17 protein-coding genes are annotated in these 20,805 nt (G+C 45.8%); 15 read left to right on the forward strand and 2 right to left on the reverse strand.

Annotated elements, in window-relative coordinates:
• Nucleotides 1-868 precede the first annotated feature (868 nt).
• A complete protein-coding gene (locus JGK14_RS13835) occupies nt 869-2,143 on the forward strand; it encodes a type IV pilus twitching motility protein PilT (protein ID WP_442921449.1) in 1,275 nt (424 codons plus the stop codon).
• Nucleotides 2,144-2,844: 701 nt separating this feature from the next.
• The gene (locus JGK14_RS13840; protein WP_325315189.1) at nt 2,845-3,648 is read left to right on the forward strand and encodes a circadian clock KaiB family protein; all 804 of its coding nucleotides are present in this window, start codon (nt 2,845-2,847) and stop codon (nt 3,646-3,648) included.
• A 10-nt stretch (nt 3,649-3,658) separates the two neighbouring features.
• On the opposite strand, the gene JGK14_RS13845 is transcribed toward JGK14_RS13840, so the two are convergent.
• A complete protein-coding gene (locus JGK14_RS13845; RefSeq protein WP_293213952.1) occupies nt 3,659-4,198 on the reverse strand; it encodes a hypothetical protein in 540 nt (179 codons plus the stop codon).
• Nucleotides 4,199-4,423: 225 nt separating this feature from the next.
• Here JGK14_RS13845 and JGK14_RS13850 point away from each other — a divergent pair, with 225 nt between their 5' ends.
• Nucleotides 4,424-4,690, forward strand: coding sequence for a hypothetical protein (locus JGK14_RS13850; protein WP_293181474.1), 267 nt, complete (start codon nt 4,424-4,426; stop codon nt 4,688-4,690).
• A gap of 242 nt (nt 4,691-4,932) precedes the next feature.
• Nucleotides 4,933-5,073 (forward strand): hypothetical protein, encoded by a 141-nt coding sequence (locus tag JGK14_RS13855; protein ID WP_293223948.1) that lies wholly within the window; start codon nt 4,933-4,935, stop codon nt 5,071-5,073.
• Nucleotides 5,074-5,146: 73 nt separating this feature from the next.
• On the opposite strand, the gene JGK14_RS13860 is transcribed toward JGK14_RS13855, so the two are convergent.
• A complete protein-coding gene (locus tag JGK14_RS13860) occupies nt 5,147-6,358 on the reverse strand; it encodes a lipid-A-disaccharide synthase-related protein (RefSeq protein ID WP_293192812.1) in 1,212 nt (403 codons plus the stop codon).
• Nucleotides 6,359-6,470: 112 nt separating this feature from the next.
• On the opposite strand from JGK14_RS13860, the gene JGK14_RS13865 reads away from it, so the two are divergent.
• The 11 genes from JGK14_RS13865 (at nt 6,471) to JGK14_RS13915 (ending at nt 20,788) form a co-directional block, all read left to right on the forward strand.
• Complete coding sequence (locus JGK14_RS13865; protein WP_293181480.1) at nt 6,471-7,634, forward strand: GuaB3 family IMP dehydrogenase-related protein; 1,164 nt, start codon at nt 6,471-6,473, stop codon at nt 7,632-7,634.
• A 576-nt stretch (nt 7,635-8,210) separates the two neighbouring features.
• Nucleotides 8,211-8,534, forward strand: a complete 324-nt coding sequence (trxA, locus tag JGK14_RS13870) for a thioredoxin (RefSeq protein WP_006631199.1) — start codon at nt 8,211-8,213, stop codon at nt 8,532-8,534.
• Between the two features lie 188 nt (nt 8,535-8,722).
• Nucleotides 8,723-9,784, forward strand: a complete 1,062-nt coding sequence (locus tag JGK14_RS13875; protein WP_293181483.1) for an LOG family protein — start codon at nt 8,723-8,725, stop codon at nt 9,782-9,784.
• Between the two features lie 259 nt (nt 9,785-10,043).
• Nucleotides 10,044-10,310: a hypothetical protein gene (locus JGK14_RS13880; protein WP_293181486.1), complete on the forward strand. Its 267-nt coding sequence runs from the start codon at nt 10,044-10,046 to the stop codon at nt 10,308-10,310.
• A gap of 156 nt (nt 10,311-10,466) precedes the next feature.
• A complete protein-coding gene (locus tag JGK14_RS13885; RefSeq protein ID WP_293198765.1) occupies nt 10,467-11,714 on the forward strand; it encodes an RNA-guided endonuclease InsQ/TnpB family protein in 1,248 nt (415 codons plus the stop codon).
• A gap of 30 nt (nt 11,715-11,744) precedes the next feature.
• Nucleotides 11,745-12,110, forward strand: a complete 366-nt coding sequence (locus tag JGK14_RS13890; protein ID WP_325315190.1) for a hypothetical protein — start codon at nt 11,745-11,747, stop codon at nt 12,108-12,110.
• A 160-nt stretch (nt 12,111-12,270) separates the two neighbouring features.
• The gene (locus JGK14_RS13895) at nt 12,271-13,476 is read left to right on the forward strand and encodes an urease accessory protein UreH domain-containing protein (RefSeq protein WP_293223950.1); all 1,206 of its coding nucleotides are present in this window, start codon (nt 12,271-12,273) and stop codon (nt 13,474-13,476) included.
• Nucleotides 13,451-13,921 (forward strand): hypothetical protein, encoded by a 471-nt coding sequence (locus tag JGK14_RS13900; protein WP_293205188.1) that lies wholly within the window; start codon nt 13,451-13,453, stop codon nt 13,919-13,921. The genes JGK14_RS13895 and JGK14_RS13900 overlap by 26 nt, the downstream gene beginning before the upstream one ends.
• A 528-nt stretch (nt 13,922-14,449) precedes the next feature.
• Complete coding sequence (locus JGK14_RS13905; protein ID WP_293181498.1) at nt 14,450-15,892, forward strand: cytochrome ubiquinol oxidase subunit I; 1,443 nt, start codon at nt 14,450-14,452, stop codon at nt 15,890-15,892.
• A gap of 8 nt (nt 15,893-15,900) precedes the next feature.
• A complete protein-coding gene (gene cydB / locus JGK14_RS13910) occupies nt 15,901-16,914 on the forward strand; it encodes a cytochrome d ubiquinol oxidase subunit II (RefSeq protein ID WP_293181501.1) in 1,014 nt (337 codons plus the stop codon).
• A gap of 469 nt (nt 16,915-17,383) precedes the next feature.
• Nucleotides 17,384-20,788 (forward strand): PAS domain S-box protein, encoded by a 3,405-nt coding sequence (locus JGK14_RS13915; RefSeq protein WP_325315191.1) that lies wholly within the window; start codon nt 17,384-17,386, stop codon nt 20,786-20,788.
• The last annotated feature ends 17 nt before the right edge of the window (nt 20,789-20,805 follow it).

The following is a 20,805-nucleotide window of genomic DNA, read 5'->3' on the forward strand; positions in this document are numbered from 1 at the left end:
TGGATTTAAAGGCTAGTTCATCAATTTCAACAAAACGATTCTCGGTGGATTTAATGATGTGCCTCTCTGCTAGTTGCATTCAGACTCTCCATTTTTTGATGCTCGCAATAATTCTCTCAGTTGACCATTTTGACTATATGATACTACTATTGCTTACTACTGCTTACAAACTTAATAAAGTTTTATAATACTGTTTTTTAAGAAAAAGTCTTTCCCTTTAAAAAAATATTCAAAAATGTCGAAAATCCATATTCGATTGTAGGCCCAGAGCGATCGCCCGCGTGCAAACAGCAGAATATTTCCTTGCTGCGACCCCCTCTTGAGATAAACTGATCTGAACAGTTAAGCTTTTGTGCAAGAAACCCTCTTCGGGCGATCGGCATTGTCTAACTTCCACAAATCATCAGAAAATGTGGGTGCAACCCCCGTTCCTTCGGCAAGCTCAGGGCAAGCCTTACAGGACGGCTTTATATGTGGGAAGTGTGTTAAAATAGACACACACACGTTGACCTCTAAAGTAAGGTGAAACTCCTAGCAATTGGACGTTGTAGTTAAAAGACGTTTAACCGAAATGGTTAAACTGGTATCCAATAATACCCTACCTCTAGCCTTTGCAAGTAAAGACTCTGGGGCGAGTGAATCACTCACAACAAATCAAAGTAGCCTCAATGCTAGAAATAGCGGAGAGAATAGTGGGAATTGGCACCCCCTGTCGCGCTGCGGTAGAGTTCGACTAAGCGGCTCTACGAGTAGCGGTTCGAGCAATGTCCAACGGTGGATATCTCCTTCTAAAGAATCTCAGTGCGTTTACGCGCCTTGAGTGTCAACTGTTCGAGTCAGCCTTCTCACCAAATTCAAAGTAGCGCATATGACACAACAGCATCCGCCAGCTCCTCGTCCGCCCGTACCCGGAGCTCCCCCACCGCCCGGGCTGCCCCGCCCTCCAGCTCCAGGCATTCCCAGAGCAGCAGGAATGCCACCAGCACCGCCACCAGCACCAGCACCCCCACCACCCGCCGCCACACAGCCACCGGCACCCGCGCCCCAATCCTTCGCCACACCTAAAAATTCCAGCAACAGCAAAATTCCGACTTTGAAAGAGTTGGTAATGCGAGCCAAAGAAGAAGGAGTATCCGATCTTCACCTCGGAGTCAACGAATTCCCGCGCTTCCGAAACCGGGGCGAGATAGCCGACATCGGCTATCCACCGTCGGATTTAGATACGTTTTTTGGCTGGCTGCGCGAGTGCATGAGCGATGAAGAAATTGAAATTTTCCAAAAAACCCTAGACTTTGACGGCGCTTTCGATTTCGGCTTCGTCCGCATTCGGATCAGTTGCATGGACTCCTTGGCCGGCCCGGCGATGGTGCTGCGGCTAATTCCTGCCAAAATATTGACAATGGAGGAATTGAACCTGCCGCAAGTCTTTAAGAAAATATGTGGCTACCACAAAGGGCTGATTTTGGTGACGGGCCCCACAGGATCGGGCAAATCTACCACCTTGGCCGCCATGATCGACTACATCAACAAAAATAAAGCCTACAACATCATCACGATCGAAGACCCGGTAGAATTCGTACACGAAAGCAAAAAATCCTTGATCAAGCACCGGGAAGTCGGCAGACACACCCTCAAGTTTATGAGCGCTCTCAAAGGCGCTCTGCGGCAAGACCCGGATATGCTGCTAGTAGGAGAAATTCGGGACAGAGAAACGGTGGAAATCGCCCTCAAAGCCTCTCAGACAGGTCACTTAGTTGCAGGAACCCTGCACACCAACAGTGCAGTTAAAACCCTGAACCGGATTCTGGATATGTTCGGGGCGGAAGAACAGGAGGCCATACGGGTTTCAATTTCCGAATCCCTAGTGGCGATTATTGCTCAACTGCTGTGCAAAACCACAGACGGCAAGCGGGCTGCTTTCCACGACGTTATGATCAATACCGACGTGGTTAAGGAATACATTCTGAAGGGGCAGAATGAGGAAATCAACCAAATCATGATCAAAGATACTTATGAAGGCATGACGACGATGAATAAGTCGCTCTACGGCCTTTATCAAGAAGGTAGAATTACTGAAGAACTGGCTGTAGAAAACTCACCGTTCCCGAACGAAATGGCCCAGATGCTCCGAGGTCGAGTCTAAAGGTCGAGTGTTAAGTGTTAACAGTTAACTGTTATTAATTAATAGTTAACTGTTATTACAAAAGATTGCAAAAATCGCTCTCAAGTCTTGAAATGATCTGCGTTGATCTGCGTTGCATCTGCGGTTTATAGCCTTTCGAGCGAAAGATGAGGTATGCCGAGGTATGCTGCAACCGTTACAGTGTCAAGCTTTTCCTGGCAAAATTGGTCCGCGAACCTTTTAGAGAAAGGCTATATCTATCAATCAAAGATTTATGCAATGCAAGTCTATTGGTACTTCATTGACACTCTCAGGGAGTCAACGCCACTGAGATTCTACTGACAGAATTAGACAAGCGTGTATTACCTAAATCTAATCTCGTTACGGCCGTCAAACGCCGTCTACCTAGTCACCAATCGTCAAGCGATAGTTACTAGCTAATGATTGTTATTTCCAATGCTTTCAGAATCCATCGCTAAGCCAAGACACGGTACGCTCAACATCCTGCCATCCCACCGCTCTTTTTGTGTTACCTCTCACTCTTGTGTACTAAGTTGCAGGGATTTCTCCGATACTAGGATGTTTCAACACGTAGATGTTTTTGTTCTTACTCACAATTCAAATTATACCACATTTTCAAGAACACGGGGACTGAAGTCCCTCGCGTCGCTTTCCTCTCAGGTCTAAAGACGCGCTCGTTTCCCGCATCCCGTATTATTTTTATGAAAGTCGATCGCCCGATTTTACCAGAATTTTTTAAAGGCATTGCACTGTTTACACCAGGGGGAGACTTAATCTATTCTATAGACTCCCGCAAGCAAACTCAGTGGCACTTGCAGTTGTGCGTTGCTCTCCAGGAGATACTCGGTTTGTCGGAACCGCCGCATTTTCTGATACCTTGCTACACGGCAACAGTTGACTGCTGGCGCGATCGCACCGATCGACAGTTGCGGGTGGCAGCCGAGGCATACCCCCCGGTGCTGCGACATCAAACGCTGCTAAATGCCATTTTTGGCACGGGCGACTTGGTTTGGGAAGCCCGCAGCGACGAAATCTGCGAACCAATGGCGATCGCCACTTATCACGAACAATTCCCCGAACTTTGGGAAAATCACGACTTAGTTGTACGATATCCGATCGACGTTGGGCGATCGGACTCTCACAATTCTGCGATCGCGCCTCCCTCCCACTTTCGACAATCTCCGCTGTTCCCGCGAACCAAACCAACAGGACTCACCCCACCGCCACCAACCCAAGGGTACGTTTTGCGGCTGTTTGTTTCCGGGAGCAACCCCAGCACCGAACGCACCCTCAAAACTTTATACCAATTCCTAGAGCAATGTCTCGATCGCCCCTACACTTTGAAAGTAATCGATGTGTTAAAACATCCCGAACAAGCAGAAGCAGATCAGATTTCAGCAACTCCCACTTTAATTAAAATCTGGCCGAAACCCGTGCGGCGAATAGTCGGCGAATTGAACGATGCCCAAAAAATAGTCAGATTGTTGAGCAATTCAGAATTTTAGATTTGTGCGATTATTGAATACTGGCGATCGCCGGTTGACTCACCATCGAATTAACAAGATCCAGCAACTGCTGTTGAGACACTGCACTCGCCGATACCGCTACGGCATATCTGAGTCCTTCCTGTTCCCAAGAAATAGTTCTGCCACCACCTTTTGCTAAATAGTAGCCACGAATTCCACCACTCAAATTAACTGGCGAAATATCCTTATCTTGCCCAGGCCAATTTTTAGAATTAGCGGGTGAAACCACAGCGAATACTCCGACAGTGCAAGACGAAGCATTAGCAGATTTAGCGCAGTCTGGCTTAATTCCGATATTAACTTTAAATACTTTACCATCGGACTCAATGAAAGGATAAAGCTGTATCGGAGTAGCGGGGATAGAGGCAGGCAGTCGCATTTTCAAGCCTTTCGGCAATTGGCGGCGAATGTCGTCAATCAACGGCCTAAAAACAGAGGCTGGTTGGGCGATCGCAGATTCCACTGCCAACAAACCGCTTCCTAAAACTGTCAGACCAACTAAACCAGTGAACAGAGCTTTCAACTTCATCGATAGATTCCCTGAAAATAACCGTTTAATAATACAGCCACAAACTCTCGACTCCGCCTCACCCAATCGGATGAGTTATTATCCCCCAATGGTATGACTATCACTTTTCTCAGTAACATGAGGTACATTCGATCGTGGGTAATTGGTAATTAGTCATTAGCCATCGATCGCCTGTGCTTTACTTAAAAATATCTATAATAGTAAGAGCAAATAAATCAGAAAATCATGTCAAATTATATTCACAATTTAATCAACAATAATTTCCATCATCCAGATTTCGGGAAATTACTTTATCATCGCGACATTCACAACCCCAATATCTTGCATTACTCAGTACAACTCAACGATTGGGAATCTATCGCATGGGAACCAATTCATAGCAATCGCCAAAAAGATACGGCAAGATTAGCAATTTGGCAAATTGATTGGGATAGATTTCAAACTGCCAAATGGATATTATATCGCAATACGGTTGACTTAGGAAGAATCTGACTTGCAAAAAATGTTTGTATTGCCAGGAAAATCGTCAGATTAAATTCCTAAAAAGCGTTAAGTAAACGGTATTGTATTATATCGGAAAAAGGAACTCATCAACCAAGCATTGCATATTTCTGTAGCAGAGTTTCACGAACGCTGGCAATATGAACTCTATCGATTCAATTGCGAACATTGGGCAAGACTTTTCAGTTGACAGTTGAGGGCGACCTCTACCTGGAAGGAAGAGGATTGGAGTAATGAATCGTCTTTTTAAAATTTCTCCTGAGCGGGCTTGGGGCTTTCAACCAATTCTTTCTGATAACAACAGGGGATGCGAGAAGCCCATCCCTCTCCTAACTAAATTTAGCTTTTTAAGAATTACAGGCGTTGAGTATTAACTGTTTAAAACCTCGCTGTCAACTGCTTTCCTGCCAACTGCTAACTCTCAATTGTTTAAGCAGTATACTCCAATTAATCAGAAAGATATTTGGTTAAGCGATCGGCAATTTGGCTGCTACCGCCCGATCGCCCCATTCTTTCTAAGCCATTTTTTACGCAAGTCTCTAAATATTTTTTGTCTTGCAAAGTGCGATCGACTGAAGCGGCAGCTTCTTTGATAATCTCAGGATTTGCTGGTTCTTTGCCAATAACTTGCACTGAATCACCTAAAAGCCGATTTTGAGCCTCGGCAAACCGATAGGTAAATGACGGGCCGTTACCGGGGATGGTAATTACTGGTTTTCCTAAGCCTACGGCTTGTTCGATCGCAGTTCCGGTCATCCCAATTACTAAATTAGACTGCTGCAAAATGTCGGCGAAAGCATCTGAGTAGCAAATTACTTCAACTGTTGCTGCTTTTTCGCTACCATGCTGTTTGATTTCTTGACAAACTAACTTTCCTTCTCGGTGCAGCCATCCGGAGCGCGCTGCAATATTATCTAATTCCAGCATTAAACTTGGAACTAAGGCTGCTCGAAACTGCACTGGTAAGGTAGAGTTGGCGGCAATTTCTTTGACCAATTTTAGCAGCAAAACTAGGTTGTCGTTGGCTTCGGGGAGCCGCGAACCGGGCAGAAGGGCGATCGTCCGAACTCCGGGCTTTAACTGCAAATCTTTGCCTATAGCATTGAGGTTGTCCATGACAGGATTGCCGACAAATATGGCTTTCTCGAAACCCTGTTGGTTTAAGTCCGCAGCAGTCAAAGCATCCCTAGTGAAAATAGCCAGACATTGCTCGGAGGAAAGCAAATAATTCAAGAGGAAACCCAAATCGGCTAGCCCTTCATAATAAGTAGAATGAGCCGACAGAAAAATTATATACGGGCGGCCTGTGGCATGGGCGAACCCCGCCGCGACAATATCCCCAGTCGTTACTACCAAATCGCATTGCTGCGAATGCGCCGAAGCAGCTTTCACTTGCTGCAAAGTCAAACGAATTAGCCCCGCCCTCAAATCTTTGAGGAAAAATAGGGGATTCATGTAAAAAACTCCCCCAGATGGCATGGGACTGGTGGGCCCGATAATTGGTACTGTCGATCGACTGTAAGCAGCCCCGTCACCGACAATGGGCATCGCTGAAACCTGAATATCTGGCGCAGATGCTCTCAAAGCATTGACAATTTGACAGTTAATCGCATCTTCCCCGTGGCCGTTGCTGAGGAAAAGTATCTCCTTGGATTTCATAAAATCAGAATTTAGTGACGAGATTATTTTAAACACAGCCGCGCGATCGTTACCCACAGGTCGGCGAACTTTTTGTTAGTCTAATTTAAATACATTGTGGAAGTGAAACAGCGTGAATATTGAAATTGGGCGGGGCAAAAGCGCTCGCAGAGCTTACGGCATAGATGAAATCGCGCTCGTACCGGGACAGCGTACCCTCGATCCGAGTTTGGCAGATACTAAGTGGCAGATTGGCGGGATCGATCGAGAAATCCCGATCATCGCCAGCGCCATGGACGGAGTAGTCGATGTCCGCATGGCTATTTTGCTGTCGGAATTGGGAGCAATGGGCGTGCTCAACCTAGAAGGAATTCAAACCCGCTATGCCGACCCCCAACCCATTTTAGAGCGCATCGCTTCTGTTGGGAACCACGAATTTGTGTCCCTGATGCAGCAACTCTATGCCGAACCCATCAAGCCAGAATTAATCGATCTCAGAATTAAAGAAATTAAAGCTGGAGGAGGGATTGCCGCCGTCAGCGGTACACCGGCCGCTGCGAGCAAATACGGCTTAACAGTTGCCGCAGCGGGAGCCGATATATTTTTTGTCCAGGCTACTGTAGTCTCGACGGCTTTTCTTTCCCCAGAGTCGATCGCATCTTTGGACTTGACCCAATTCTGTCAAGAGATGCCAATACCCGTAATTTTGGGCAACTGCGTCACCTACGAAGTCGCCCTGAATTTAATGAAAACTGGCGCCGCAGGCATTCTCGTGGGCATAGGGCCGGGGGCTGCTTGCACATCTAGGGGGGTATTGGGTGTCGGCGTTCCCCAAGCGACAGCGGTAGCAGACTGCGCCGCCGCCCGGGACGACTACTATCGCGAAACTGGCAAATACGTGTCGGTGATTGCTGACGGCGGTTTAATTACCGGGGGCGATATCTGCAAGTGCATTGCCTGCGGCGCCGATGGAGTAATGATTGGTTCGCCCTTTGCTAGGGCCGCCGAAGCTCCGGGCCGGGGCTTTCACTGGGGGATGGCGACTCCCAGCCCGGTTTTGCCGCGAGGCACTCGGATTCGCGTGGGGACTACTGGGACTGTGGAGCAAATTTTGCGGGGCCCAGCCCTGCTCGATGACGGTACGCACAACTTGCTCGGAGCTCTGAAAACTAGCATGGGCACTCTGGGCGCTAAGGATATTAAGGAGATGCAGCAAGTGGAAGTGGTGATTGCTCCTTCTCTGCTGACTGAGGGTAAAGTTTATCAAAAAGCTCAGCAGTTGGGCATGGGCAAGTAGATTTACCGATCGAATACCAGGATACCTTGACAAAATTTGTGCGATCGTCTCGAAATTTACAGAATGTTGTGGAATTATCGAGAAGGAGGTGTCACAATATAAGAAGCGGAGACGCATGTTTCCGTTCACTCCTCACACCACACTCCGCCCGGACTACTGTTCGGGCGGTTCCTTTTTGACCCCAAGCGCTCCCCTTTACTCAGTAGGTACGGGGTTAAGGCTGTTCGATCCGGAGAGTGGGGGAGGGAGAGAGGGGGAGAGGGGGAGAGGGGGAGAGGGGGAGGGGGAGTTACAGAGAATTTTTTGCGGCCGAATGCCTTTTTATAACTTCCATTTCTCGAATTCCTTCTGAAGCCTTCTCTTAAAGTCGTCGCTCCCTACCCAAAAACGGATACCAGCCCCGGGCGCCAGGAGTGGAGAACTCAAAATATTCGATCGAAGTTCACGCTCCCAGATTCAATGCTGCAAGTAAATCTAAAATCTAAAATCTAAAATCGTAAAATCGACTGACGCAAGTGGTGACACTTTTTGCTAAACTTGTTATCCGAGAAATAGTATTTACAAGGATGGCTAGGGATGTCAGCAGCCGCGCAAGTAACCGACTCTACCTTTAAGCAGGAAGTGCTCGATAGCGAAGTTCCAGTTCTAGTGGATTTTTGGGCTCCCTGGTGCGGGCCCTGTCGGATGGTGGCGCCCGTCGTAGACGAAATTGCCCAGCAATATGAAGGGCAGGTGAAGGTAGTAAAAGTTAATACCGACGAGAATCCTAATGTGGCAAGCCAATACGGTATCCGCAGCATTCCGACGCTGATGATATTTAAGGGCGGTCAGCGGGTTGATATGGTGGTTGGGGCAGTTCCGAAAACTACTCTGGCCAACACTCTGGAAAAGTACATTTAACCAAACTGCCAGAGGTTTCGGGCTGTTTTTTTGGGCCGCGAAAGCTAACTATCTTCAAAACCGGGGTAAAGCTACTGGAAAAGTTATTAGTTGCTAGCAGCGCTATTTGCTGGTGGCTATTAGCTTCTAAATTTGGCTTGCCCCTTAATTTTTTCTACCAACAAATTGTTACCGTTTCGGAAAAATTCATGATTCCTTCTGGTCAAGGTTTTGAGTCCCTCCAAGCTGATGCGATCGACTTAATCGATCGCCTGCCAATGTTAAAGCACTCTGAGTGGATCGAACGATCGCTCTCGACGATCGTGCAAATGGCTGGAGAGGAACTTGATCGCCTCGATTGGAAGATTATGGCGGCGTCCCTGCGAGATATGGAGAGAGCTTTTTCCATGTTTTATCCTTACCGCCACGTTCGCAAAATTGTGATTTTTGGTTCGGCGAGGGTGTCGCCGACATCGGCGGAATATTTGCTAGCCAGAGAGTTTGCACGGGCGATCGCCCAGCAGGGATTTATGGTGATTACTGGTGGCGGTGGGGGGATTATGCAGGCAGGGAATGAGGGGGCGACTGCGGAACGTTCTTTTGGGCTGAACATTCAGTTACCTTTCGAGCAGAGTTCTAATCCTGTCATTGCGGGCGACTCCAAGTTGCTCAATTTTAAATATTTTTTCACCCGCAAGTTATTCTTTCTCCGGGAAAGCGATGCTTTGGCTTTGTTTCCCGGCGGTTTCGGCACTCTGGATGAGGCTTTTGAGTGTCTGACTTTGACTCAAACTGGCAAGTTTGGGCCGGCCCCTTTGGTTTTGCTCGATCGACCCGGAGGCGATTATTGGCACGATTGGAATTATTTTGTACAAAAACAATTGCGGGGTCGGGGTTTGATTTCAGCGGACGATCGCAGCCTGTACACGATTACAGACGATATAAATGTCGCTTGTGAGGCGATCGCGAGTTTTTATCTGGTTTATCATTCCTGCCGTTACGTGGACGGAAAACTGGTAATTCGCTTGAAGTCTCAACTTTCTGACGAGAATGTCGATCGGCTAAATACTAATTTTAGCGATATTTTGGTAGACGGTAAAATTGAAAAAAGTCAAGCTCTGCCCGCCGAAGCCACAGATGAAACCTTCGCTTTACCGCGCCTAGTTTTGCATTTCAACCAGCGGGATGCGGGGCGGCTTTATCAGCTAATTGCTGCTATTAATCAAATGGGAGCGACATCGCCGGCGGCGGCGCATCCAGAACAAAAGTAGTTATAACAGTTGACAGTTGACAGTTGACAGTTATGGTACCCGAATCAAACCGTCGATCGATCGCGGGTGCATCTGATTTTTGCAAATATATTCGTAGGGGCGAAGCATTTCGGCAGTCAATCTCTGGTTCTGGTTCATAAATTATGTGCCGAAATGCTTCGCCCTTGCCAAATTAAGATGCACCCTCGATCGCGGGGTAGCTTGCGTCAGTCAGATGGGGTAGAAGTCCTAAGAAAGTAAAAAATTAAGGGCAAAAGGTATGGCTTACAGCGATTTTAGTTTGGCAAGTGTCAAAAAATCTTTAAATTTAACGATTTCGCCCAGACAAGATTTGTTTTCGGCCGTACCTGATTTAAAATGCAGCAATTATTTAACAGAAACTTTAGCTTATAATGTTCCTTTTGCTCTGGCGAGCAATACGGAAAAATCGCGCTCAGAAATGATTATTGCGCCGATTTTGCTGGAACTTACCTCGAACAGCAAGAAGGCTCACACTGTACCTGTACGTTTGTCAGTGTCGAGATGAATTGCGCGTGAGTTGAGGAGTGTAGTCTGACCACATTTGAGCGCAGCGAAAACCGGGAAGACTACGACGACGAAACGAGCAAAATATTCTGTTTTTGGTGAAACAATCATCAAAAATGTGTTACTATGAATATGTAAACACGGTAAGGTCGATACCATGTATAGAGCAGTTAAGATGAGAATTTATCCTACAGGCAAGCAAGAATCATATCTAGCTCAATGTTTTGGCAATACTAGATGGTTGTGGAATCATATGCTTAATGCAACAACCACCGCGTACAAAGAAACAGGCAAGGGGCTTTCTAAAGCAGCTATGGATAAGTTGCTTCCGGGACTAAAAAAAGAATTTGAATGGTTGGGACTAGCTTATAGCCAAGTTTTACAACGAGTAACATTCAATCTTTCAAGTGCGTTTGTCAATTTCTTTGAGGGTCGTGCTAAATTCCCTAACTTTAAATCTAAACATGGTAAGGAATCAATTCAATATCCCCAAAATATCAAACTGATGCCAGAGGATTCTGTTATTAAGTTTCCCGGTAATCTGGGGTTAATGAAAACTGTGTTTCACAAACAACTACCTGATGCTAAATTCACGACTGTAACAATATCGAGAAATGCAGACGGCAGGTACTACGCATCTATTCTTTTTAACCAAAATGACAATCCGGTAGTTGCAATTAGGGAAGCTATCGGCGTTGACTTAGGATTGAAGCACTTTGCTATAACTTCCGAAGGCTCAAAATATGACCTACCTAAAAAGCAATTAGCCAAACTAGAAAATAATAAAAAATGCAAACAGAAAAAATTAGCTAAAAAGACAGATAAAACTTCTAATAAACGTCGTAAAGCTAGACGAATATTAGCCAAAGTTTCTAGCAAAATAGCTAGAATTCGTGAAGACTTTCTACACAAGCTATCTCGCAAAATAGCCTACGAAAACCAAGTTATTTGTGTAGAAGATTTGGCAGTTAAGAACATGGTAAAAAATCCCAACTTGGCAAAATCGATATCAGACCAAGGATGGGGGATGTTTCAAACCATGCTCAAGTACAAAGCTGAGAAATTTGGTCATACCTACCAAGAAATAGGACGTTTTTTCCCATCTTCTCAACTTTGTAGCGAGACTCTACTACCAATCCCGATGCTACAGAAAGGCTATGATTCATTGGGCGTAAGGTTTGTAGATTGTCCTCACTGCCAGAAACAGCATGATAGAGATATTAATGCTGCAATCAATATTAAAAATGAAGGTTTGCGACTTTTGGAGTTAGGAACTAGCTCTTCTGCCCTTGGAGGGGATGTAAGACCAAAGTTATCAGGACGTAAAAAAGCCATGAAGACCGAGGCAATCCCCAATGAATTGGGAAGCCTACACCCTATCTGTGCTCAGATGGGTGTTGGGTAGTTCACCAGACTGTTTCCCGATCGCATTAGTTTGTTTTCGGGTGTCGATTTTACGGTTGATAGCGACTTGGGATTAAACGGGAGTTGCGATTTTCTGATTAGCCGATCGGTAGAACTTTTGATTCTAAGCGCACCTGCGATTTTAATCGTTGAGGCAAAAAAGGAAAATATTAATGCTGGGTTGGGTCAGTGCGTGGCCGAAATGTATGCAGCGCAACTGTTTAATGAGCGCGAGGGAAATCAGGTATCAAAGATTTATGGAGTGGTGACAACGGGAGAAATTTGGAAGTTTTTGATACTGGAAGGGCAATCAGTTAAAATAGATTTATTAGAGTATTTTTTGAATGAAGTTGATAAAATTTTGGGGATTTTGGCGATCGGCATTCAAAACAGTTGAGAGTTGACCACAATCAAAAGGGTTTGTAGTGAGGACTTTAGTCCTTAGGAATCAAGGACTAAAGTCCTCACTACAAACCAGATCGCGGGTAATTGACCAGACATGACATAAGCAGTAAAAACCAATCTAAAATGTAAAATCTAAAATCCCCTGACTCAAAATGCTAGACATCCTGCTAATTGCAACTTTAGGATTTCTCGGCAGTTTCGGACACTGCGCCGGAATGTGCGGCCCGCTGACAGTGGCTTTTTCCCTGTCAAGTACCGACAAAGATAAATTAGCTTCCTTCCGCTTTCACCTGCTATTAAATGTGGGAAGAATTGTGGCTTATGCTTTAGTTGGCGCTGCAATTGGCGGAGTGGGTTCGGTATTGATTGCAGGCGGGCAAATGGCAGGTATCGGTAGCGGGTGGCGGCGGGCGATCGCCATTATCACCGGTACAATGCTAATTTGGTTTGGATTGGTACAAATTAAACCAGATTTGCTGCCGCGTTTGCCATTGCTGCATCCAGTGAAGCACGATCGCATCAGCAGTGCAATGACCAAGATTTCAACTCAAAACAACTGGTGGATACCATTGGCTTTGGGTTTGCTTTGGGGTTTAATTCCCTGCGGTTTCCTGTATGCAGCGCAAATCAAAGCAGCGGAAACCGGAAACCCAATTTTGGGTGCGGCAACGATGTTTGCTTTTGGAGCGGGTACCTTGCCAACTATGCTGGGAGTGGGATTTTTTGTTGGCAGATTCAGCGCCCACAAACGCAGTAAACTGTTTCGCGCAGGTGGTTGGGTGACACTGGCGATCGGCATCATTACTCTGTTGCGAACCGATGAAATGGTCGATCTGACAGGCCACGCAGCCCTAATATGCTTGATGCTAGCACTGATTGCGCGTCCGCTCAGCAAGTTTTTGCCGCCACTGTTGCGCTACCGTCGGGCTTTGGGTGTCGGAGGGTTTGCGATCGCCCTTGCCCACACGTTTCATATGCTAGATCATACGCTGCAATGGAATTTTGACGCTGTATCTTTTATGCTGCCGCAGCATCAATTAGGGATGGCATTGGGAATGCTGGGACTGCTGTTGATGATACCCGCAGCGGTGACAAGTTGCGATCGGCTTCAAAATTATTTAGGGAAGCGGTGGCGGCAAATTCATTTGCTAACAGTACCCGCTTTTTTGCTGTGCGCCCTTCACGCAGCCCTCATCGGCTCCCACTATCTCGGCGGTTTTGAATGGAAGTTGTACGATCGACTGGTGACAGCCGTCTTAGCCGCGGTTGCGGTGTTAGTTTTGTTAGTGCGATCGCGCTTATTTTGGTCAATTTTATCACTGGATAATTTCTATGTTGCACCTGTCAAAGAAAAGTAAAAGTTTAGGATTGTTAGTCTTCTTGGGATTGCTAGTACAAGCCGGAATATTTCCCATACCGCAGCTAAACACAACTGCGATCGCCCACGAAGTCGAAATCTCGGGAGATGTCGCCGCTACCTTTCACCTCGAACCAAACCACAATCCCCGCGCCGGAGAAACTGCAAAAGTGTGGTTTGCACTGACTCGCAGGGGCGGTCAAATTATCCCCTTAGAGCAGTGCAACTGCCAGCTAGCGGTTTATCCAAAAAATCACAAACAGGGGGATAAACCGCTGATTGAACCGCCTTTAAAAGCCGTATCTGCCGAGCGCTACCAAGGCATTCCCGGAGCAGAAATTGTATTTCCCAAGGCAGGAATCTACGAGTTAAAACTCAGCGGAAAACCCAAAGCCGCAGCTAAATTTAAACCCTTTCAACTCAGTTATACAGTCACAGTTAGATAATATAATATTCCCCTCAACAAACATCAATATTGTAGGGGCGGGTTCACCGAAATAACCGCCCAAAACAAACAATCTCAAAAACCCGCCCACCCAACTCAGTCATACAGTCACCGTTCGCTAATATCCTATCCCCTAAAAAACATCAATATTGTAGGGGCGGGTTCACCGAAATAACCGCCCAAAACAAACAATCTCAAAAACCCGCCCCCACCCAACCATAAATTCAAATGTACTAAAATCGTATCCCCGCATCAACAAATATCAATCTTGTAAGGGCTGGTTCACCGAAATAATCGCCCAAAACCAATAATCTGGTAAACCCGCCCACCCAACCATAAATTCAAATGTACCTATTTTCCAATAAAAACAACCGATAAACGTATTAAAAAACACAAATCAAATCTGTATAAAACCTTAAAAATTGCCAACCATACAAAATGTCACGAATTTTTACATTACATTGTAGTTAATGTCAATTCTAAAAATTGTGCAAACTAATCTCTGTTGAACTGACCAAAGGACACAAACATGGATATCTTATCTAATACCGTGGCGCTATCGCGGATGCAATTTGCGCTAACCGCCATATTCCATATGCTGTGGCCAGTTTTGACAACGGGAATGGGAATTTATCTGGTAATTGTTGAGGGAATGTGGCTGAAAACTCGCAATCCTGACTATTACCACCACGCTCGTTTTTGGTCGAAACTATACGTTCTCAACTTCGGTATTGGTGTAGCTTCCGGCATTCCCATGGAGTTTCAATTTGGGACGAATTGGGCACCATTTTCCGAAGCCGTGGGTGACTTTTTTGGCAGCATTTTAGGGTTTGAAGCTTCAATGGCATTTATGCTAGAAGCTGGCTTTTTAGGAATTATGCTATTCGGTTGGGGGCGCGTTCACCCGATCGTCCATTATTTCGCTACCATCATGGTAGCCTTCGGCGCAAACCTATCCACTGTATGGATTTTAGTCGCTAACTCTTGGCTGCAAACTCCAGCAGGCGGAGAAATGGTCAATGGCAAGTTTGTTGTCACCGATTACTTTCAAGCAATTATGAACCCCTTCGCATTAAACAGCATTCTACATATGTTTTTTGCGACGTTAGAAACTTCCCTGTTTGTAATTGGTGGAATTAGCGCTTGGTACATTCTAAATAAGCGCAACGAAGCCTTCTTTTCCAAATCTTTAAAGATTGCCATAGCGACGGCGATCGCAGTTGCACCTTTGCAGATATTCATCGGACATTTGAGCGCCGAACAAGTCTATCACTATCAGCCGACAAAATTAGCAGCGATCGAAGCTAAATGGGAAACCTCAGCAGCCGGAGAATCAGCCGATTGGACTTTGCTAGCTTTGCCTAATGAAAAAGCCCAAAAAAATGACTGGGAAATTAAAATTCCCAATGGCTTAGGATACGTTCTAGAATTCAAACAAAAACTTTCCGAACCAGTCCTCGGTTTAAAAGAGTGGAAACCAGAAGATCGACCCCGGATGGTAGGTTTAATCTACTATTGTTTCCGCATCATGTCCGGGATTGGATTCTTCTTTGTAGGATTGATGCTGTTCAGCACAATTCAGTGGATGCGAGGCAAACTTTCTGCTGAAAATATTAGCAGTCAACCTTGGTTGATGCGCGCTTGGATCTTAGCAGCACCCCTGGGATATATCGCTGTAGAATCGGGTTGGATTGTGCGCTGTGTAGGCAGACAGCCCTGGGTTTTATACGGGCAAATTCGCACGGCTGACGGCGTATCAAATATCCCCGCTAGCAATGTTTTAACTTCTCTGAGTTTCTTTGCGATTATTTACAGCTTTTTGTTTGTTTGCGCCTTGTATTTTGGCAGCCGCATTATCCGCAAAGGCCCTAATTTAAATCTGTCAGTACCTGGTTTAGGCAATCAACCTGCGATCGAAACTGAACTCGCAGAACACATTCCCGATCAACGCCCTGTAGAAGCACAACAATAGGAGATTTTATGCAAGCTTTGGAGCATTTTCTCCCGCAAGTCTGGTTCATCATTTTGGGTTTATTTCTTTTGCTCTATGTCATGCTAGACGGCTTTGACTTAGGGGTGGGAATATTATCTTTGACTGCTTCTGATGACGAGCGCCGAGGCATTTTAATGACCAGTCTGGGCAATGTTTGGGATGCTAACGAAACATGGCTGGTTTTAATGGGAGGCGCTTTATTTGGTGCATTTCCTTTGGCTTACGGCACAATTTTAACTGCCTTGTACATACCGATTTGCATGATGCTTTTCGGTTTAATATTTCGGGCTGTAGCCTTTGAATTTCGCGAGCATTCTAACCGCAAGTTGTTTTGGAATTATGCTTTCGGTGCGGGCAGTTTTTTGGCAGCTTTAGCTCAAGGATTTGCCCTCGGCGCGGTGCTTGAAGGCATTGCGGTGGATGAAGCGGGTCACTTTGTGGGGACTACTTGGGATTGGCTGGATTGGCGATCGATCTTGGTGGCTTTGACACTGGTTCAAGGCTACGTGTTGATCGGTTCCACCTATCTGATTATGAAAACCGATGGGGAATTGCAAACAAATCACTACCGCACCGCTAAAATTGCGGCGGTGACAACGTTAATCGGAGCAATTTTGATTACCATCGCCACTCCGGTTTTTTATGAAAGTACCAGAGCAAGATTGTTCGATAAACCGCTAGTTTATGTTTTTGCGGCGATTCCCGTGCTGGGATTGCTGCTGGTTGGACTCTTGCTCAGAAGCCTGGAACAAAAACAAGAACGCACGCCGTTTGTCTGGACGATTATGATTTTCTTGCTCAGTTTCATCGGTTTGGGATTGATTGTTTTTCCCTACATTATTCCGACACAACTCACGATTTACCAAGCGGCGGCGGCACCCAGCGCCCTGGTATTTATGATTGTGTTCATCGGCTTTCTGATCCCGATCATGATTTTCTACAACATCTACAACTACGTAGTATTTCGGGGTAAGGTTGCTGGTGGCCATTACGGCGAATAAAGCAGCATAACACCGCAAATCCAAGTAAAGACACCCAAATCTCCCCAGATTTAAAATTAATCCGATCTGCGGATATTTGCGTGTCTTTGCTGTTGACAAATATCGATTTCTGAGCGTCAGGGTTCTGATTTATTAATCAAAAAAACATAAAACTTTTTGTTTTCGCCCGCGAATTTAAGTGAATCTACTTATAAGAATGCTGAAAATTTCTGTATAATTAGTATAGAAAATGATTTCTATGCTCTTTTTGTCTGGCAACAGTTACAAGTTTTGGCTGTGTTTGCCTAACTATTGTCTCAGGTGCGTCGAGGCGAGATTGTCACTTTTTTTCAGGATTTAAGGGTGTTCCGGTACGAGGAACCTTATTGTTCTGTGAGTTTTGAGAATTAGTAGAAATAGAGTAACTCGTAAGTTGGTTGGCGATATTACGCAAATACTATGTATTATTTTACACCTAATTCAATAATTTATGTCTGAATTTTTAGACGGCGATCGAGAAATCAATCCCCCATCAGCAGCAGACGATCGCACTTTGATTTGTTTCAGAGAGAGGAAATTGCGGACTATTTGGGAAACTGCTCTAGATGCGATCGCGATCGCCGATAACAAAGGGCGATACCTCAATGTCAACCCCGCCGCCTGCGAATTGCTTGGACTAAAAAGAGAACAACTCCTCGGGCGCTGGATCTGGGAGTTTGCAAAACCAAGCTGGAATTTTCAACAGGTGTGGGAAGAATGCCAGAAACCGGAAAAAGTGCAGGGTGAATTTGAGTTAGTGCGGGCTGATGCAGAGATTCGCACCGTCGAATATGCAATAACGCTCAACTTTTGGCCTCACCGCTACTTGTTAGTCATGCGAGATGTTACAGGGCGCAAACAAGCCGAAACACAAGTCGAAGAACTTACCCGCCAACTCGCCCAAACCCAAGCTCAACTTCGGGAAGCAGGTATCGCACCGGAGAGTCCCATCAGTCCCACAGATACTGGTATTTTAGAGCAAATTGCCCGCCACATCCCGGGCGTTATTTATCAGTTTCGCATGGATATTGATGGTGGTTTCCATTTTCCCTATGCCAGCGGCAGACTGGAAGAGATTTACGGCGTTACCCGAGAACAAGTGCAACAAGATGCGACTTGTATTTTCAATCACCTCCATCCTGAAGATTTCGATCGCGTTTATCAATCGATTCTCGATTCTGCCCAACATCAGATACCTTGGTGTTGCGAATACCGGCTGTGTTTTCCCGACGGGCGGTTGCGGTGGTTGCGCGGCGATTCTACACCGCAGCGACAACCCGATGGCAGCACTATTTGGCATGGCTATGTTCGGGACAATACCGAGAGCAAAGCCGCAGAAATTGCCATCAAAACCAGTGAAAACAGATTCCGCACGATCGTGGAAAATCTCAACGATATGGTTTATATCGTCAATCCCGATAGCACCTTCAGCTATGTCAGTCCCCAATTAAAAGAAATCATGGGATATGAAGCAGCAGAAATGTTACATGAGAGTTTTGCTAATTGGGTTTATCCAGAAGATTTACCAATTTGTAAAAATACTCTCGATCGCTCTTTGCAAGGTGAGAAACTGCGGGGATCTGAGTACCGAGTTTTGCATCGAGATGGCAACTATTACTGGCACTCTGCCAATGTATCCGCGATCGTAAATGACGCTGGAGAATTCGTTGCCTGTTTGGGAATAGCGCGTTACATCCACCCTCAAAAACAAGCACAAATCGCTTTAGAAGAAAGTAACAGCCGCTGGCAGTTGGCTATAGAAGGAGCGGGAGATGGCACTTGGGATTGGAACCTCAAAACCAATGAAGTCATCTTTTCCAGGCAGTGGAAAGCGATGCTGGGCTATGCAGAACACGAAATTGTGAATGATTTAGCAGAGTGGGACGGTCGGGTACATCCAGAGGATAAAGCTCAATGCTATATAGATTTTGCCAAACATTTTCGCGGCGAAACTTCTACCTGTCGCAACGAACACCGCCTGCGCTGCAAAGACGGTTCTTACAAGTGGATTTTAGACCGGGGTCAGGTGGTGGAATGGGACGAAGAATCTGAACCGATGCGGTTTATCGGCACTCATTGCGATATCAGCGATCGCAAAACCGCAGAATTAGAGTTAGCTGCCTCTCAAGCAGAATTAATCGCACTATTTAACGCCATGCAGGATGTGATTATGGTGCTCGATGCAGAGGGACGCTATCTCAAAATATCTCCCAGCTCGGCTCCCTTGTTGTACAAACCTACCGCTCAAATTTTAGGTAAAACTCTTCACGAAGTTTTACCCAAAGAATCAGCAGATTTTTTCCTAGAGTCGATTCAAGAAGCGATCGCCAATCAATGCGTGACGCAGTTGGAATACTCATTACCAATTGGCGATCGCTCAGTCTGGTTTGATGCCAGGATTTCTCCCATGTCTCAAGAGCAAGTGGTGTTTGTCGCCAGAGATATCACCGATCGCAAACGCCAACAGCAAGCTCTCCGCTTAGTAGTCGAAGGTACGGCGGCAAAAACCGGCGCAGCATTCTTCAAAAGCTGCGTTCAATATCTCGCCAAGGCACTAGAAGTTCGCTATGCTTTGATTGCTGAATTTGGTGACTCTGAAAAAACGATCGCCACAACTCTAGCATTTTGGGCGGGAGATGAATTTGGGGATAATTTTACTTACCATCTATCCGAGACACCCTGTCAAAATGTCGAGCGGTGTACCGAGATATGTCGGTATCCCAATCTCTTGCACTGCTGGTTCCCCAAAGATGATAATTTAGCAAGTCTCCAAGCCCAAAGTTATGCGGGTGTACCGATTGTAGATGCCGCTGGAAATTGTTGGGGATTGCTCGTAGTGATGGATACTGAGCCGATGGTGAAATATCTAGAAATGCAGTCAGCTATCTTGAGAATATTTGCCACCCGTGCGGCTGCGGAAATGGAACGGATGCAGGCGGAAGCAGCAGTGCGTCAATCAGAAATTCAACTGCGGCTGCAAACTGAAGAATTAGAAGCAACCCTGAAAAAGTTGCAGGATACCCAAACTCAGTTAATTCAAGCGGAAAAAATGTCTAGTTTGGGTCAATTAGTCGCCGGAATTGCCCATGAAATTAACAATCCAGTCAGTTTTATTTATGGCAATATTCAACCTGCTACCGATTGTGCGAGCGAGTTAATTCAACTAATTCATCTTTACCGAGAGCATTATCCGATTCCGCCCCAGGCGATTGCCGATTTTATCGAAGATATCGAGCTTGAGTATCTAGAAAATGATTTTTATAAGCTGTTGAAATCGATGAAAACTGGAGCCGCGCGCATCAGCGATATTGTTAAGTCGCTGCGGACTTTTTCGCGGTTGGACGAAGCGGATTTAAAAAGCACAGATATTCACGAGAATCTCGAAAGTACCTTAGTGATTTTACAAAATCGCTTGAACGGTAGGGCGGGAAAACCAGAAATTCATGTCGCCAAATATTATGGTGAAGTACCTCTGGTTGAATGTTATGGCGGTTTGTTAAATCAGGTATTTATGAATTTGCTGGTGAATGCGATCGATGCGATCGAACAAAGGCGAGAAAGCCTAGAACCCAGCGCCAAATTAAATTATATTGGTCGGATCGCGATCGCCACTTCGTTCGCTGCTGACAATCGCGTGTCGATCTCGATTCATGATAACGGTTGCGGGATAACTCCCGAAGTTCAAGAAAAAATATTTAATCCCTTTTTTACGACTAAACCGGTGGGTAAAGGTACGGGGATGGGGCTAGCAACTAGCTATCAAATTGTCACGGAAAATCATCGGGGGAAGTTGCGGTGTTTTTCGACACCCGGAGAGGGGGCGGAGTTGGCGATCGAGTTGCCAACTTGCAAGTAAAATTATCTATAGCTAGT

This window comes from Microcoleus sp. PH2017_28_MFU_U_A (genome assembly GCF_020738035.1).
GTDB lineage: Bacteria > Cyanobacteriota > Cyanobacteriia > Cyanobacteriales > Microcoleaceae > Microcoleus.